At 71.2% G+C, this 15,070-nt stretch carries 12 protein-coding genes; 6 read left to right on the top strand and 6 right to left on the bottom strand.

All coding sequences use genetic code 11. The features are described from left to right. Positions 1-37: 37 nt before the first annotated feature. Positions 38-238 (top strand): hypothetical protein, encoded by a 201-nt coding sequence (locus tag HS104_09030; GenBank protein MBE7480113.1) that lies wholly within the window; start codon positions 38-40, stop codon positions 236-238. Positions 239-400: 162 nt separating this feature from the next. Here the strand turns inward: HS104_09030 and HS104_09025 are convergent, their stop codons facing one another. The 3 genes from HS104_09025 to HS104_09015 form a co-directional block, all read right to left on the bottom strand. Further along, the gene (locus HS104_09025; protein ID MBE7480112.1) at positions 401-814 is read right to left on the bottom strand and encodes a GNAT family N-acetyltransferase; all 414 of its coding nucleotides are present in this window, start codon (positions 812-814) and stop codon (positions 401-403) included. 65 nt (positions 815-879) lie between these two features. Next, positions 880-2,907, bottom strand: coding sequence for a S9 family peptidase (locus HS104_09020; GenBank protein MBE7480111.1), 2,028 nt, complete (start codon positions 2,905-2,907; stop codon positions 880-882). Positions 2,908-2,974: 67 nt separating this feature from the next. Beyond that, positions 2,975-8,248, bottom strand: a complete 5,274-nt coding sequence (locus HS104_09015) for a tetratricopeptide repeat protein (protein MBE7480110.1) — start codon at positions 8,246-8,248, stop codon at positions 2,975-2,977. Positions 8,249-8,407: 159 nt separating this feature from the next. On the opposite strand from HS104_09015, the gene hutU reads away from it, so the two are divergent. Beyond that, a complete protein-coding gene (hutU, locus tag HS104_09010) occupies positions 8,408-10,072 on the top strand; it encodes a urocanate hydratase (GenBank protein MBE7480109.1) in 1,665 nt (554 codons plus the stop codon). Between the two features lie 19 nt (positions 10,073-10,091). On the opposite strand, the gene HS104_09005 is transcribed toward hutU, so the two are convergent. Together HS104_09005 and HS104_09000 are read right to left on the bottom strand one after the other, a co-directional pair. Further along, positions 10,092-11,312, bottom strand: coding sequence for a sensor domain-containing diguanylate cyclase (locus HS104_09005; protein MBE7480108.1), 1,221 nt, complete (start codon positions 11,310-11,312; stop codon positions 10,092-10,094). Beyond that, a complete protein-coding gene (locus tag HS104_09000; GenBank protein MBE7480107.1) occupies positions 11,309-11,545 on the bottom strand; it encodes a hypothetical protein in 237 nt (78 codons plus the stop codon). The genes HS104_09005 and HS104_09000 overlap by 4 nt, the downstream gene beginning before the upstream one ends. Before the next feature lie 93 nt (positions 11,546-11,638). Here HS104_09000 and HS104_08995 point away from each other — a divergent pair, with 93 nt between their 5' ends. Together HS104_08995 and HS104_08990 are read left to right on the top strand one after the other, a co-directional pair. Next, on the top strand, positions 11,639-11,872 hold the full coding sequence (locus HS104_08995) for a hypothetical protein (protein MBE7480106.1): 234 nt from the start codon (positions 11,639-11,641) through the stop codon (positions 11,870-11,872). Continuing rightward, positions 11,865-12,203 carry a type II toxin-antitoxin system PemK/MazF family toxin gene (locus HS104_08990; GenBank protein ID MBE7480105.1) on the top strand — a complete coding sequence of 113 codons (339 nt, stop codon included), beginning with the start codon at positions 11,865-11,867 and terminating at the stop codon, positions 12,201-12,203. Before HS104_08995 ends, HS104_08990 begins: the two co-directional genes overlap by 8 nt. Here HS104_08990 and HS104_08985 read toward each other — a convergent pair. Continuing rightward, complete coding sequence (locus HS104_08985) at positions 12,180-13,430, bottom strand: dicarboxylate/amino acid:cation symporter (GenBank protein ID MBE7480104.1); 1,251 nt, start codon at positions 13,428-13,430, stop codon at positions 12,180-12,182. The genes HS104_08990 and HS104_08985 overlap by 24 nt on opposite strands. A gap of 26 nt (positions 13,431-13,456) precedes the next feature. Here HS104_08985 and HS104_08980 point away from each other — a divergent pair, with 26 nt between their 5' ends. Together HS104_08980 and HS104_08975 are read left to right on the top strand one after the other, a co-directional pair. Continuing rightward, on the top strand, positions 13,457-13,810 hold the full coding sequence (locus HS104_08980; GenBank protein ID MBE7480103.1) for a hypothetical protein: 354 nt from the start codon (positions 13,457-13,459) through the stop codon (positions 13,808-13,810). After that, positions 13,807-15,069: an imidazolonepropionase gene (locus HS104_08975; protein MBE7480102.1), complete on the top strand. Its 1,263-nt coding sequence runs from the start codon at positions 13,807-13,809 to the stop codon at positions 15,067-15,069. The genes HS104_08980 and HS104_08975 overlap by 4 nt, the downstream gene beginning before the upstream one ends. The last annotated feature ends 1 nt before the right edge of the window (position 15,070 follow it).

The raw sequence follows: 15,070 nt of genomic DNA, 5'->3' as shown, positions 1-15,070 counted from the left end.
TTCCGCCGCGGGAGCGGCGCGCTAGACTTAGTACTCGATGGCTTCGGAAGCCACGGCCAACCTGAGCCCGGCCTGCAGCGCCCGGGGTCTGCGCTACGGAGTCGTCACCGTCGCCGTGGCGCTGATCAGCGCGGTGATCTTGGCCAAGCTGGGGGTCCCCTGGGCCGCTCGCCTGCTCCTGGTGGTGCCGTTCTACATGGCAGCGAACGGCTTCCTTCAGGGCCTGTACGGCACCTGAAGCTACAAGGCCTCGCGCGGTCTGCGCGAGACGGACGAGGGTGTCGAGCCCATCGTGTCGCCGCTCGAGCGCGAGCGCGTGCGCCGGCGCGGCCGCTTCACGTCGCTCCTGGCCTGGGGACTGGCGCTCGGCGCGACCGCGCTGTTCGTCTGGGCGTGAGGGTCACAGGTCCCGCGCGTACCAGGCGTCGCAGCCGAAGTGGCCGGTGTGACCCTCCGGTCTGGCGAGCCGAGCGAAGCCGTGCCGCTCGTACAAGTGCCGCGCAGCGGTCATGTTCTCCAGGGTCTCCAGGTAGCAGCGCCGAAAGCCACGACGCTTCGCCTCGGCGAGGCAGAGCTCCAAGAGCTCGCGTCCCACGCCGTGACCGCGTGCCTCCGGCAAGAAGTACATCTTGCGCAGCTCGCAGGTGTCGGGCGCACCGCCCTCGAGGGGCGCGAAGCCGCCACCGCCCACCAGCCGCCCGTCCTGCTCGGCCACCCAGTAGCACGCGCGCTCGCCCGAGTAGGCGCGGCTCATGAAATCCACCTCGGGATCGTTGATGGCGAAGCCCTCGCCCTTGGCGCCGAAGCTGGGCATCACCTCGCGGATCACGGCGGCCAAAGCCGCGTCGTCCCGCGGCTCGATGGGGCGCAGCCGCGGCTTCACTTCGCCGCGGCCCCGAGGTGCTTTTCCAGGAACATCACCGTCAAGAGGGAGAAGGTGTCGCGGTTCTCCTTCTTGGTGAAGCCGTGGCCCTCGTTCTTGGCCAGCATGTACCAGACGTCCTTGCCGGTCTTGCGCACGGCCTTGACGATCTGCTCGGCCTCGGAGGCCGGCACCCGCGGGTCGTTCTGACCGTGGGCCACGAACAGCGCGCTCCGGATCTTGCCCACGTTGGTCGTGGGCGAAATCCGCTGGAGCAGCTCGCGCATCTTCTTGTCGCGCTCGTCGCCGTACTCCGCGCGCCGCAGATCGCGGCGGTAGGCGCTGGTGTTCTCGAGGAAGGTGACGAAGTTGCTGATGCCCACCACGTCCACGCCGGCCACGATGCGCTCGGGGAAGTGCGTGAGCGAGGCCAGCACCATGTAGCCGCCGTAAGAGCCGCCCAGCACCGCCACGCGCTTCGGGTCGAGCTCCGGCTGCTTGCCCACCCAGTCGAGCAACGCGCCGATGTCCTTGACGCTGTCCTCGCGTTTTTCGGCGTTGTCGAGCAAGAGGTAGGTCTTGCCGTAGCCGTCGGAGCCGCGCACGTTGGGCACCAGCACGCTGACCTTGCTCTGGGTGACCAGGTACTGGATCAGCGGCGAGAACTCCGGCCGCGCCTGCGCCTCCGGTCCGCCGTGGATCCAGACCACGACCGGGCGCGGGCCGTCGGCCTTGGCCGCGTAGTAGAAGGCCGGGATCGAGCGACCGTCGAAGCTCGGGAAGCGCACCAGCGACGGCTCGACGAAGCGGCTCCGCGGCAAGCCGCCGATCTCGCTCTCGGTCCAGCGCTCGAGCTTGCCGCGGCCAACGTCGTAGCTGAAGGCGTCGCCGGGGCTGGTCGCGCTGGCGAAGGTGAAGCCGAGCACGTTGGCCTTGCGCGCGAAGCCGAGGCCCGAGATCACGCCCTTGGGCACGCCCGGCACCACGCGGTCCTTGCGCGTGGCGGTGTCGAGCAGGCGCAGCACCGAGAGGCCGTCCTCGTTGACCGTGAACGCCAGCGTCCGGCCGTCCGGCGAGAGCGCGAGCCCTTCGACGTTCCACTTGATGTGGCGGCTCAGGGGCTTCCAGGCCGACTCGGGCTTGGTCAGATCCACCTCGTAGAGCTCGGTGAACTCCCCTTCCCGATCGCTCGTCAGCCAGAGGCGCTTGCCGCTCGCGTCCAGCGTCGCGGCGCGATACGCCGCCAGCGGCGTCTCCGGTCCGATGCGCGTCACCGTCTTCGACTCGATGTCCGCCAGGTGGACGCGCGAGTCGTTGATCGAGATGTACTCGATCAGGAGCAGCTTCTTGCCGTCGCGGGAGAACTCGAGGGGCACCCAGTGCCCGCTGCGCTCGAGCAGCAGCTTGGCGCTCTCGGCGCTCTTGCCGTCGCTGAGCCAGATGTCGATGTCGCGGCCGTTGCGCGCGTTGCTCGAGAACGCGACGCGGTCGCCCTGCCAGGACCAGACGTAGGCCTCGTTCCGGCTCTTGCCGTTGGTGAGCCGGGTGGTCTCGCCGGTCTTCAGATCCTGGCGGTGCAGCTGGTACTGCTCGTTGCCGCCGCTGTCGCTGGTGAAGAGGATGGCGTCGGTCTGCCCCGGCGCGAAGGTGGGGCGGCTCACGGGCTCCGCGTTGAAGGTGAGCTGGGTGCGCGCGCCGAGGGGCTGCCGGACCCAGTGGGTCTGGGCGGTCTGGCCGAAGCGCGTGGTCACCAGCATCGATCGCCCGTCGTCCGAGAGCGCCCCGAGGGAGGCCACCCGCGTCTCCAGGTAGCGGCCGAGCCGCCCGCGCAGCGCGTCCGGCACCGCCGGCACGCCGTCGAGCACGAGCTGGCCGCCGGCGGCGGCCTCCGCCGGTGCGGCAGCCGTCGCCTGCGCCGGCACCTGACTCACGCTGACCGGCGCGGGCGCCGCGCTGGGCGGCGGGGGCGTGCGGGGCTCTTCGAGGGGCGGCGACGCGCAGCCGCTGGCGAGGACGATGGCGAGGACGATGGCGCTCGGTTTCATCACCCGGGCGTCGTAGTCGCGAGCCGCGCCGGGCGCTACTGCAAGCTCAGCTCGACTCCAGCCCAGGCTAGAGCAGCCCGATCCTGCGCCTGAGCGCGAAGGCCGCGTCGCTCACCCAGAAGCGCAGGAGATCGTGCGTCAGCGCGATGCCCTGGGCCAGCGCCGCGCCGCGCAGGCCGGCCAGGTCGCCCTCCATGCGCCGCACCAGCGCGATGCTCGACGGCAGCTCGTCGGCCAGGAGCGCGGCGGCTCGGGCGGCCGTCTTCTTGTGCTCGAACGCCCACTGCTCCCAGTCCGGGCGCGGCGCGCTCATGAACGCGGGCGCCACCTCCTCGAGCGTGCGCCGGGACCGGCGCGAGATCGCCTTCTGCACGCGCTTCGCCTGCTGCTGGAGGAAGTCTTCGTCGGAGACGCCGGCGCCGAAGCTCGGATCGAGGACGCGGCAAGCCGCGATCACGAGCAGCGCGATCTCCGCCGGGGCCAGCCGCCCCAGGGCGTGTCCGCCCCGCGCCAAGAGCGCCAGCGGTCGCGCGAACAGGAACACCTGCTCGGGCTCGCGCAGGCTCTGCACGTGCGCGGGCACGAGGAGCGACGGCGGATCCGTGAGCTCGATCTCGAGCCCGCCCTGGTGTGCGCGGTGCAGGTAGATGTCGAACTCGAGCGGACCGAACACGCTCGCGACACGGTCCGCCAGCTGCTTCAGCGGGTGCCCCGAGCGGCTGGTGATGCGGTCACGGCTCCCCAGGCCGTAGCGATCGAGCTCGGGCGGGTAGACCTTGCCGAGCCCCTCGGCGATGGCCGCGAGGACGGCGAGCGCCGGATCCACGCCGCGCGCGTCCACGCCGCGGAACGCCGTCTCGTCGAAGGACTGCGGGCGCGAGTGCGCGAAGCGGGGCAGGCGCGACGACACGGTGGCGCGCTCCAGATCGCTGGCGAAGCCGAGCGCGACCAGCGGAGCCATGGCCAGCTGCGCTTCTTCCGTGCGCTGCATGGCCTGGAAGCACTCCAGGATGGCGCTCCAGGTCTCGACCTTGGTGACGTCCACCTCGAGCAGGCGCCGCAGCTCGATCAACGCCTGCGGGTAATGGCCGGCCAGCTTGAGCCGCTTCGAGAGCTCGGTACGGAGCGGCGTGCTGTCGGGATCCGCGGCGAGCGCGCGTTGCAGGGTGTGCAGCGCGCGATCCGGTATCTCCATCTCGTCGGCGAGTACCTGCGCGATTTCGAGCTGGATGCTGGAGCGCTTCCGCGGGTCGCTCTGCATGTCCGAGTAACCGCTGAGCGCGCCGATGTAGTAGTCCCAGCGCGGATCCTCGCCGAGCAGCTTCTGCTCGAGCAACAGGTCCTTGAACTCCGCGGCGATGGTGCCCTCGGTGCCGACCATGCTCACCGCCTGCTCGAAGGCGTTCGCCGCGGCGTCCAGGTTCTTGTTCTGGCGGTTCAGGCGCGCGAGCAGCGCCAGCGTGTCGGCTCGCTCCTTGTTCGAAGAGGCCACCGCGACCAGCTCCGCCGCGGTGTTCGCGGCCTCGCTCATCTGTCCCCGGCGCATCTGGATCTCGAGCACGCGCGATAGGGCCTCGCGGTTCTTGGCGTCCAGGATCAGCACGCGCTCCAGGCTCGCGAGCGCCCGGGCCTCGTCCCCGAGCTCGTCTTTCAGGATGCGGGACAGCATCAGGTGCGCGGCGATTTCTATCTCCGGCGGCGGCCCGGCCGCGAGCGCCTGCTTCAGCCGGTCCACGGCTTCGGCCCACTGCTTGTCGCGGGTGTAGAGGTCGCCGAGCCGCATCAGCGTCGGCACGTGCCGCGGCAGGTGTTCGAGCGTCCGGCAGAGCGCTGCGATGGCCGCGGGCACGTCCTTCTTCTCGTCCGCGAGCAGCTCCGAAACGTCCAGCCACAGCGACGCCATGCGCTCCCGGTCCTGGGCCCACTGCGCCGCTTGGCAGAGCGTGTCGAACAGCCGATCGACCTCGCGGCGGCCAATCAAGAGGCGGCGGAGCTCGGCCGCGGCCTCGGCGCTGTCCGGGTGCTTCTCGAGCGCCGCCTCCAGCGCCATCACCGCGCCCTCGACGTCGGAGATCTTCATCAACGCCTGCGACGCCCGTACCAGCAGGCCCGCGCCGAGCGCCTTGTCGGCGAGCACGCGGAAGGCCAGATCCGCTGCCTCGCCGAGCAGCCCTGGATCTTCGCTCTGCTCCGCGATGCGCGTGACGCCGAGCGCGGCCGCGAGGTTGTCGCGGTCGCGGGCCAGCGCCGCGCGGAAGGTCTCGAGCGCGCTCGGATCGCCGAGCGCCTCCAGCGCCTCCGCCAGCCGCGTCTGGTGGACCGCCGCCAGCGCCGGCGAGGACAAGGTGGCGCCGAGCTTCGCGTCCACGTGGGTCAAGAGCTGCGAGTCCCCCGCCCCGAGCGCCACCCGCTCCAGCGCCGCGAGCGCCCCGGGATCCGAGGGCGAGAGCTGGAGCACGGCGATGTACGCCGCCCGGAGCTCCTCCGGCTTGCCGACGCCTCGAGTCTCCTCCAGTCGCGCCAGCTCCTTGAGCGCCGCCACCCGTGCGCCGACGTCGGAGAGCACCCGCGCCTCGGTGGCGAAGACGCGGGCCAGCGCCTCCCAGGCGCCGATCTCGGCGTACAGCGGCTCGAGCGCGAGCAGCGCGCCCAAGTGCGAAGGATCCCGCGAGAGCACGGCCTCGAAGGCCTCGATGGCGCGCCGCGGGTCGTTGAGCTCGTCGCGGTAGAGCTCGCCCTGCCGGAACAGCGCGACCATCGCCACGACGGGGTCCCGCGCGCTGGTGATCTCACGCGACAGATCTTCGCCGAGCTTCTTGTACTCCTTGGCCAGCGTGAGCAGCCGGGCTCGGCCGTCCGAGGCCGGCCGGAACTCCGGCACCGAGAGGAGCGCCTGCTCATAGGCCTGAAGCGCCCGCTCGGGCTGCGACAGCCGGTTCTCGTAGACCTCGCCGAGGTGGAAGGCGCTGCGCGCGCGCTCAGCAGGGTCTTTCAGCCCGGACAGCTCGAGCTCGATCAGCTTCACCAGCTCCGCCCACTGGCCGCGCTCCGCCAGCTTGCGACCCAGGGCGTGCAGCGCCGGCCGGTGGAACGGATCGGCGTCGATGGCGCGCCGGTAATACCCCATCGCGTCGTCGTCGCGACCGATGCGCTCCTCGCTGAGCTCGCCCATCTTGTAGAGCAGCGCCGCGGCCGCCGGGCCCTTGCCGGCTACCTCGAGCTCACGCTTGTAGGTGTCGAGCAGATCTTCCCAGCGCCCCGCCTGGTAATACAGGCGTCCCAGGCTGCTCAGCGCGGGCTGGTAGCCCTTGTCGAGCTCCACCACGCGCCGGTAGCGCGCGAGCGCGCCTTCCAGGTCGTCGAGGCAGTCCTCGAGCACCTCGCCGGCGCGGTGGTAGAGCATCACCGCCTGGCGCTTGTCGTTCACCTTCTCGGCCTCGAGCTCCAGCGCCCAGACCAGCTCCTTGTAGCGTCCAGCCCGCTCCGCTGCGCGCTGCGCCGCGTGGATGCCGCCGAAGTGGTTGGGCGAGACGTCGAGCACGCGCTTGTAGGCACCCAGGGCGTGGACCGGCGAGCCGAGGGCGTCTTCCCAGGCGCGCCCGATCTTGAACAGGTAGGTGATCTTGGTCTCGGCGTCCTTGGCGTCGTCCACCACGCGCTCGAACAGCTCGACCAGCTCGCGCCACTTGCCGGCCTGCTGGTAGATGCGGGACAGGGCCTTGAAGCTCGGGGCGTAGCCCGGCAAGAGCCCGAGCGCGCGGGCGTGGTGCTGGGCGGCGTGCTCGACGTTGCCGAGGCGCTCCTCGTAGATGGCCGCGACCCGCGCGTGGGAGCTGGCCTTGCGCGCGGCGTCCGCGGTCGCGCCGGCCTCCGCCAGGTGCATGCCGATGAGCTCCGCCCATTGCTGCCGCCGCGTGTAGATCTTGCCGAGCGCCTGGAGCGCCGGCAGGTAGGTGGGGTCGAGCTTGAGCGCGCTCGAGAACCAGGTGATGGCCCGGGTCTCGTCGTTCAGGCGCTCCTCGGCCAGCTGACCGATGCGGTGCTGGATGCCGACCTTCTCGTTGTCCGACCGCGCCAGCTCGGCGAGCCGCTCCAGCACGCCGGTCAGCGAGTCCCAGCGCTTGCCCAGCTCGTACAGACGCGCGAGCTCCTCGAGCACCATCGGCTCGCCGGGCAGCTCCGAGGCCGCGCGCTCGAAGGCGCTGAGCCCTTCGTCCAGGTGCCCGAGGCGGTCGCTGAGCACGCGGCCCATGCGGTAATAAGCCATGGCCCGCACGTTGGGATCGCTGGCCTGCTCGGCCTCGCGCGCGAGCACGAAGGTGAGATCGCGCCAGCGCTGGTGCGCGTAGTGCAGGCGCTTCAGCGCCTCGAGCGCGGCGGGCGCCCGCGGATCGAAGCCCAGCGCCTCGTTGTAGAGCTCGGTGGCGGTGCGGCTGTCGCCCTTCCGGGTCTCGACCAGCCGGGCGCGCTCGACGATCAGGGCCGCGCGGTGCCGGGAGTCGCTGGCGACGGCGTTCGCGGAGCGCTCCAGGGTCTTGTCGAGGGCGTCCCAGGATTTGGCCTGGGTGTCCACCCGCTCCAGCGCCTTCAAGTAGGCCGCGTTCTGCCCGTCGAGATCGGCGGCGGCGGCGTAGGCGTCCCGCGCTTCCCGGCGCTGCGCCAGGTGATCCTCCAGGATGCGACCCTTCTCGTAGAACAGCTGCGCCTTGAGCACGGGCTCGGCGAGGTAGCGCGCCTCGGCGTCGAACAGCGGCAGCGCCGCCTGGAAGCTCTTCTTCGCGCAGAGCACGCGCCGCGCGCCGCGCAGCGTGGGCAGGTGATCCGGACAGGTGGCGTACGCCTTCTGGTAGTGATCCGCGGCGTTGGTGAGATCGCCGAGCGGCGCCTCGTACAGGCGCGCGACCTCGTAGTGCAGGCGCCCGACGCGCAGCGGATCGCGCTCGCGCGCGAGATCGGCCTCCAGCTTCTTGAGCGTGCGCTGCGCCCAGAGCGGCGCTTCGCTCGGGCGCTGAGTGCCGATGCCCGCGTCGGTCTTCAGGTGCACGGCGGCCGGCGGTGGCGGCGACTGCGGCAGCGGCGGCGGAATCGACTTCGGCTGCGCGCGCACCTGGGGCTTCGGGGTCTCGGTGGCGCTGCCGACCGCGACCGGCGGCGGCGCGACGCGCACCGGTTCCTTGGGAGGCGGACCGGCGGGGCGTCGCTGCGGCGGCGGAGGTACCGCGGCCTTGGGGTTCGAGCCCGGCGGTGCGGGCGGGGGCACGACCTTGCGGGGAGGCGGCGGCACGGAGCGGCCTGCCGGCTTGGGCGGTTTTTTCGAGCCCGATGCGTCGTCCTCGGCCATGGCTGAAGCGACAGAGGACACTATCACGCCCACGGCGGGGCCAGCGGATTATGCTCCGCGCCCATGCTGGATCGGGAGATCGTCGAGCACGAGCACGCGAAGTACGGCTGCGCCTGCGACATCGAGGGTGAGCTCTCGAGCCACGGACGGCCGCTTCACATGGCCGCCCAGCCGGCCGCGCCGCCCCGCGCGCCGAGGGGCACCGCCCGCACGGCGCGGAGCTGGGACGCCGAGGCCGCCAAGCGGATGCTGATGAACAACCTCGACCCCGCGAACGCCGTGGACTGGGAGCACCTGGTCGTCTACGGCGGCAGCGGACGCGCGGCGCGCAACTGGCACGAGTACGACAAGCTCACCGGCATCCTCGATCGGCTCGCGCCGGACGAGACGCTGTGCGTTCAGTCCGGCCGCGCGGTCTACGTCGCGAAGACCCACGAGCACGCCCCGCGGGTGCTCATCGCCAACAGCAACCTGGTGCCGAAGTGGGCGACGCAAGCGAGCTTCGATCGGCTCGATCGCATGGGGCTGACCATGTACGGGCAGATGACGGCCGGCTCCTGGATCTACATCGGGACGCAGGGCATCTTGCAGGGCACGTATCAGACCTTCCTGGCCGCGGCCGAGAAGCACTACGGAGTGCCCAGCCTGAAGGGCAAGCTGATCCTGACCGCAGGCCTCGGCGGCATGAGCGGCGCGCAGCCGATGGCCGTCACCATGAACGAAGGCGTCGTGATCGACGTCGAGGTCCGCGCCGAGCGGGTCGAGCGCAAGGTGGCCGAGGGCTACTGCGACAAGATGACGCGCTCGCTCGACGAGGCCCTGGCCTGGGCGGATGAGGCCAAGCGCGCCGGGTGCGGCCTCTCCATCGGCCTGGTGGGCAACGCCGCCGAAATCTACCCGGAGCTGGTGCGCCGCAACGTGATCCCGGACATGGTCACCGATCAGACCCCCGCGCACGATCTGGGCGCCTACGTGCCCGAGGGCGACCTAGCGGAGCTCGAAGTGCTGCGAGGCAAGGATCTCGCCGAGTACCACCGGCGCTCGCTCGCAGCGATCGCCAAACACGTCACGGCCATCCTGGAGATGCAGGCTCGCGGCGCCATCGCCTTCGACTACGGCAACAACTTGCGCGCCCAGGCCGAGCTCGCCGGCGTCAGCGTGCGCGCCGACGACGGCGCCTGGAAGTACCCGGGCTTCGTCCCGGCCTACATCCGCCCGCTCTTCTCGCAGGGCATGGGCCCCTTCCGCTGGGCCGCGCTCTCCGGCGATCCGAAGGACATCCACGTGCTCGACGAGGAGCTCTTGCGCGTGTTCCCGGAAGACGAGGGCCTCCGCCGCTGGGTGCGCCTGGCCAGCGAGCGCGTGCCCTTCTTGGCCCTGCCCACGCGCATCTGCTGGCTCGGCTACGGTGACCGCGCGAAGTTCGGCGAGGCGATGAACCGGCTGATCCACGACGGCAAGGTCAGCGCGCCCGTCGCCATCGGCCGCGATCACTTGGATTGCGGCTCCGTGGCCTCGCCGGATCGCGAGACCGAGGCGATGAAGGACGGCTCCGACGCCATCGCCGACTGGGCGCTGCTGAACTTCGCGCTGAACACCGCCTCGGGCGCCTCCTGGGTCAGCTTCCACCACGGCGGCGGCGTCGGCATCGGCAACTCGCTCCACGCCGGGATGGTGATCGTCGCCGACGGCACCAAGGAGCGCGCCGAGCGCTTGAACCGCGTGCTCACCGTCGATCCCGGCATCGGCGTCGCGCGCCACGCCATCGCGGGTTATCCGGAGGCGATCGCCACGGCGAAGGCGAAAGGTGTCGTGATCCCCTGAGTATCCAAGGCGACCTCGCTCACGGGCGCTGCCTCCGCCGTGCGGCGCGGAGCTCCGCCTCGCTCAAGGCGCCCTGCTCGCCCTCCCACTCCCGGACGACGTCGAGCAGGCCCGCCACCACCACCCGGTTCTTCCCCGCCGCCTTCGCCGCGAGCAGCGCCTGGTCGGCGCGGTCGATCAGCGCCTCGGAAGAGTCGCCGGGCTCCCTCGCCGCGACCCCCACCGAGCAGGTGGCGGTCAGGCTGCGCTCGGCGTCGATGGCGCAGGGCGAGTCGGCGACGGCCCGGCGCAGCCGCTCGCCGATGGCGTGCAGATCCCCGGCGTGCGCCCCCGGCAGGAGCACGGCGAACTCCTCGCCACCGTAGCGATAGGGGCGCTCCCCCGAGCGCAACACCGAGCGCAGCCGCTCGCCGAGCCCGCACAGCAGGGCGTCGCCGGCCAGGTGTCCGTAGCCGTCGTTGACACGCTTGAAGTCGTCGAGATCGATCATGGCCAGGCCGAAGGGCGCATCGGGCTCGCCGCCCAGCGCCGTGTCGAGGGCCTCCATCATGCGCCCGTGGTGCTCGAGCCCGGTCAGCGCGTCGAGCCGCGCGCGCATCGCCAGCTCCTCGTAGTGGTGCGCGTGCTCGATGGCGCGCCCGGCCTGATCGGCGATCAGCGAGAGCACCAGCTCCGCCGCCTCGTCCAGCGGGCGTTCGGTGTAGCAGTTGTCGGCGTAGAGTACGCCGCGCACGCTCTCCGCCCCCCGGAGCGGTGCCGCCACCGCGGTGGGTAGGTGCAGGAGCCCGCCCAGATCGTCGGTGCCTTCGCCCTGCACCAGCGCCGTGCGCCGCAGCGCCAGCGCGATGGGCGTGTCCCCGCCGATCGGCACCGAGAGCGCGCGCACGCGCCGATCGAGCGCGCTCCGCTCGGCGCGCTGACGGAGCCCGGCCTGGTAGAGCGTGTCGAGATCCGGGGCGTCGCTCTCGATGGACTTCCAGATGCGGTCGGCCTCGTCCCGATCCGCCGGGCCCACTGCGGCGACGCCGCGCAGCGCGGAGCGATCGCGATCGTCGGCGAAGAACAGCATCGCCCGGTTGAAGCCCAGGCCCACTCCGGCGGTGACCCCGGTCAAGAGCGCGTAGCAGGTCGGCTCGAGCTCGAGCGACTGCCGCACCAGGTTGCTCACGCGGTGCAGGAGGTCCACCGCCTGCCGGAGGGCAGCGTTCTCGCGCTCGAGAGCTGCTTGGGTCAGGGTCACTTCTTCTCGCACTCGGCGCGGCAGTCCGCCTCGATCTGCTGCGGACTGATGGCTTGCATCTGGCGGCGCTCGACGCAGCTCTCGACGCAGTCGCTCGCCGCGCTCGCCGGAGGCGCCGGTGCGCTGCTGGTCGTGGGCGCGGGGCGAGGCGGCGCCGGCTCCGCCGCAGGGGCCGCGCCCGGGCTCTGATTGCAGCCGAGCGCGAGCCAGAGCAGGCCAGAGAGAGCTCGCATCGCGCGATGGTGGCGCGACCCCGAGCAGCCGGCAAGGGCCTCGCGGGACCGTTGACATCCTCGGTGGCATCCTCCATCATATCCTCGATCAGGATGGCCCTGGAACGCATCAATCTCAACGTGCCCGAGGAAGCGCGCAAGCGGCTCAAGGCCGTCGCCAAGCGGCTGGGCCGAACCGAGACAGAAGTGGCGCGGGAGCTCTTCCTGCGCGGCCTGGGCATGGCCGAGCGCGCCGAGTTCTACGAGCGGGTCTCCGCGGAGATGACGCCGGAGATCCGCGCCCGCATGATCAAGATCGCGGAAGCCCTCGAGCGCGTCAATGGCTGAGCGCGGAGACGTCCTGCGCGTAAAGCGCCGGTTGGGCTTCGGCAGCGAACGCTCCGGCGAACGCGTGGTGGTGATCCAGGCAGATCCGCTGAACTCGGCGCTGCCGACGACCCTGGTCGTGCCGCTCGACACGGATCCCAACGCGGCTCCCCCCTCCCTCGCGGTCCGCGTCTCCGCCGCGGAAGCTGGCGCTGAAGAGGACCACGTCGCGGTCCCGACTCAGCTCCAGGTCACGCTGCTCGACCGCCTGGCAGCCGGCAGAGTAGGCCGGCTGCGCGCCGGCACCCTGGCGCGCCTCGACGAGAAGCTACGTTTGGTCCTCGACCTCTGACTCCCCCCGCGCCACGAACACCGCCGCCGCCAGATCACCCGTGACGTTCAGCGTCGTCCGGCACATGTCGAGGAAGCGGTCCACGCCGAGGATCAAGCCGATGCCCTCCACGGGCACCTTCAGCATCCCGAGGATCATCGCGATCACGGGCAAGGAGCCCGCGGGCACGCCGGCGGTGCCGATGCCGGCCAGGATGCAGACGACGACCACCAAGACCTGCTGGCCGAAGCTCAGCTCCACGCCGTAGACCTGCGCCAAAAACAGCACGGTGACTCCCTCGAAGAGCGCCGTGCCGTTCTGGTTCATGCTGCTGCCCGCGGTCAGCACGAAGCGGCTCACGTGGCGCGGCAGCTTCAGGTTCGTCTCGGCCACCTCCAGCGCCGCCGGCAGCGACGCGTTGCTGGACGCCGTCGAGAACGCGGTGGCCATCGCCAGCCGGATGGAGCGGAAGAAGACCAGCGGGCGCATGCCGCCGAAGAAGCGCACCGACAGCGAGTAGACCACGAACATGTGCAGGCCCAGGCCGAGCAGCACCACCGCCACGTAGAGCGCGATCAGACGGAGCAGGTCCAAGCCCAGCCGCGAGGTCGCCGTGAACATCAGCGCGCACACGCCGAGGGGCGCCAGCCGGAGGACGCCGTGGATGAGGCGCATGCTCACGTCGAAGAGGCCGCTGATGACCTGCTTGAGCCGCTCTGCGCCCTCGGTCTTGGTGAGCGCCAGCCCGCCGCCGAAGATCAGCGAGAAGGCGATGATCGCCAACATGTCGCCGTTGGCCGCCGCCTTGAACACGTTGTCCGGGAAAAGGTTGACGATCAGCGCCACCGGCGAAGTGTCCGTGGGGGCGGCAGCCGCCTTCAGCGTCGCCATCTGGCTGCCCAGGGCCAGCCCGGCCGTCGAGACGCCGCGTCCTGGTCCGATCACGTTCACCAGCGTGATGCCGATGGTCACGGCGATGGCCGAGACCACCACGGTGTAGCCGAGCATGCGCCCGCCCAGCCGGCCCAGGTGCTTGAGATCCAGCTCGCAGACCCCGAGCACCAACGCCGAGAACAACAGCGGGATGACCAGCATGAACAACAGGCGCAGGAAGATCTGGCCCAGCGGCAGCGCGACGTAGTCCGTGAGCAGGCGGGCCCAACGGGCGTCGTGCGCGAAGGCGTTGACCCCGAGGCCCCCGAAAGCGCCCGCGATCAGACCGAGCAGCATCCCACGGTGGTTCGTCACGGGCTCATGCTAGCCTCCGCCGGGCCATGCCCCTGATCCAAATCGTGAGCTCCGCGGAGCCCCCGGCCGCGGCGGCGCGCGCACGCCTGCTGGACGAGCTGTCGCGGCTGCTTTCGGCGCATTTCGCCAAGCCCGAGCAGTGGGTCATGACCAGCCTGATGCCGCGGGCGGAGATGACCTTCGGCGGCACCAGCGAGCCGTGCTGCTACGTGGAGATCAAGAACATCGGCACGATGACGCCTGACGACGCGCGCGCCGTCAGCGCCAAGGTGACCCGAGCGCTCTCGCTCGCCCTCGGCGTGCGGGAGAACCGCGTCTACATCGAGCTCACCGACGCAAAGCCGCACCTCTGGGGCCACGACGGAGACACGTTCGCATGACCGACGCCGATCTCCTGATCGTGAACGCGGCGGAGGTCGTGACCTGCGCGGGCTTCTCCGACGCGCCAGCGCGAGGGGCGGACCAGGGCGTCGTGCGCATCGTGCGCGACGGCGCCGTGGCCATCGCGGGCGATCGCATCCTGGCCGTGGGCGCCAGCGATCGGCTGCGCCGCGAGCACCGGGTGAGCGACGATCGGGTGCTCGACGCCGCCGGCGGCATCGTGCTGCCCGGCTTCGTGGACTGCCACACGCACCTGGTGTTCGCCGGCGATCGCGCCGCGGAGTGGGAGCAGCGTTTGGCGGGCAAGCCCTACCTGGACATCTTGCGCGAAGGCGGCGGCATCCTGAGCACGGTCAAGAAGACCCGCGCCTCGGCCATCGGGGCGCTGGCCACCAACGCGCTGCGCTGGGCCACCACCTGCATGGAGCACGGCACCACCACGCTGGAGGCCAAGAGCGGCTACTGCCTGGACCACGACGGCGAGCTCAAGCTGCTGGAGGTCGCGCGCGCGGTGGCGAGCGAGCTGCCGCTCGAGATCGTCAGCACCTTCCTCGGCGCCCATGTGGTGCCGCCGGAGTACCAAACCCGGCGCGAGGACTACCTCGCCCTGCTCGAGCAGCTCATGGTCGAGGTCAAGGAGCGCTCGCTGGCCGAGTTCGTGGACGTGTTCTGTGAAAAGGAAGCCTTCACCCTCGCCGAGTCCGAGCGCATCCTGACGCGCGCCAAGGCGCTCGGCTTCGGCCTCAAGCTCCACGCCGAGCAGTTCAGCGCGAGCGGCGCCGCCGCCCTCGGCGCGCGCCTCGGCGCGACCAGCGTGGACCACCTGGAGCACGTGGACGCTTCCGCCGTCGCCGCCCTCGCCGCCGCCGAAGAGCCCCCGGTCGGCGTGCTCTTGCCGGGCGTGGCCTTCCACCTCGGCCAGAGCGAGCACGCCCCAGCGCGCAAGCTGATCGAGGCGGGCGTCCCGCTGGCCATCGCCACGGACTTCAACCCGGGCTCGTCGTTCACGCCGTCGCTCCCGATGTGCATCGCCCTCGCCTGCCGCACCAACAAGATGACGGCCAGCGAGGCGGTGGTGGCCTGCACCATCAACGCCGCTCACGCCCTGGGCCGAGGCCGCGAGATCGGCAGCCTGGAGCCCGGCAAGCGCGCCGACGTGATCGTGTGCGACGTGCCCGACCACCGCTGGCTCGGCTACGCCTTCGGCTACAACCCCGTGCGAGCCGTCGTCGTGGACGGCGAGCGCGTGTTCGACTGAG

The sequence above is a fragment of the Polyangiaceae bacterium genome (genome assembly GCA_015075635.1).
GTDB lineage: Bacteria > Myxococcota_A > Polyangia > Polyangiales > Polyangiaceae > JADJKB01.
This window is presented reverse-complemented; position numbering and strand designations above follow the sequence as displayed.

Excerpts from the sequence above, each read along its gene's own strand:
- HS104_08990 (MBE7480105.1), top strand. The coding sequence starts at position 11,865 with ATGGCTGAGCGCGGAGACGTCCTGCGCGTAAAGCGCCGGTTGGGCTTC.
- HS104_09030 (MBE7480113.1), top strand. The coding sequence starts at position 38 with ATGGCTTCGGAAGCCACGGCCAACCTGAGCCCGGCCTGCAGCGCCCGG.
- hutU (MBE7480109.1), top strand. The coding sequence starts at position 8,408 with ATGGCCGCCCAGCCGGCCGCGCCGCCCCGCGCGCCGAGGGGCACCGCC.
- HS104_08995 (MBE7480106.1), top strand. The coding sequence starts at position 11,639 with ATGGCCCTGGAACGCATCAATCTCAACGTGCCCGAGGAAGCGCGCAAG.
- HS104_09000 (MBE7480107.1), bottom strand. The coding sequence starts at position 11,545 with ATGCGAGCTCTCTCTGGCCTGCTCTGGCTCGCGCTCGGCTGCAATCAG.
- HS104_08975 (MBE7480102.1), top strand. The coding sequence starts at position 13,807 with ATGACCGACGCCGATCTCCTGATCGTGAACGCGGCGGAGGTCGTGACC.
- HS104_09025 (MBE7480112.1), bottom strand. The coding sequence starts at position 814 with ATGCCCAGCTTCGGCGCCAAGGGCGAGGGCTTCGCCATCAACGATCCC.
- HS104_08980 (MBE7480103.1), top strand. The coding sequence starts at position 13,457 with ATGCCCCTGATCCAAATCGTGAGCTCCGCGGAGCCCCCGGCCGCGGCG.
- HS104_09015 (MBE7480110.1), bottom strand. The coding sequence starts at position 8,248 with ATGGCCGAGGACGACGCATCGGGCTCGAAAAAACCGCCCAAGCCGGCA.
- HS104_09020 (MBE7480111.1), bottom strand. The coding sequence starts at position 2,907 with ATGAAACCGAGCGCCATCGTCCTCGCCATCGTCCTCGCCAGCGGCTGC.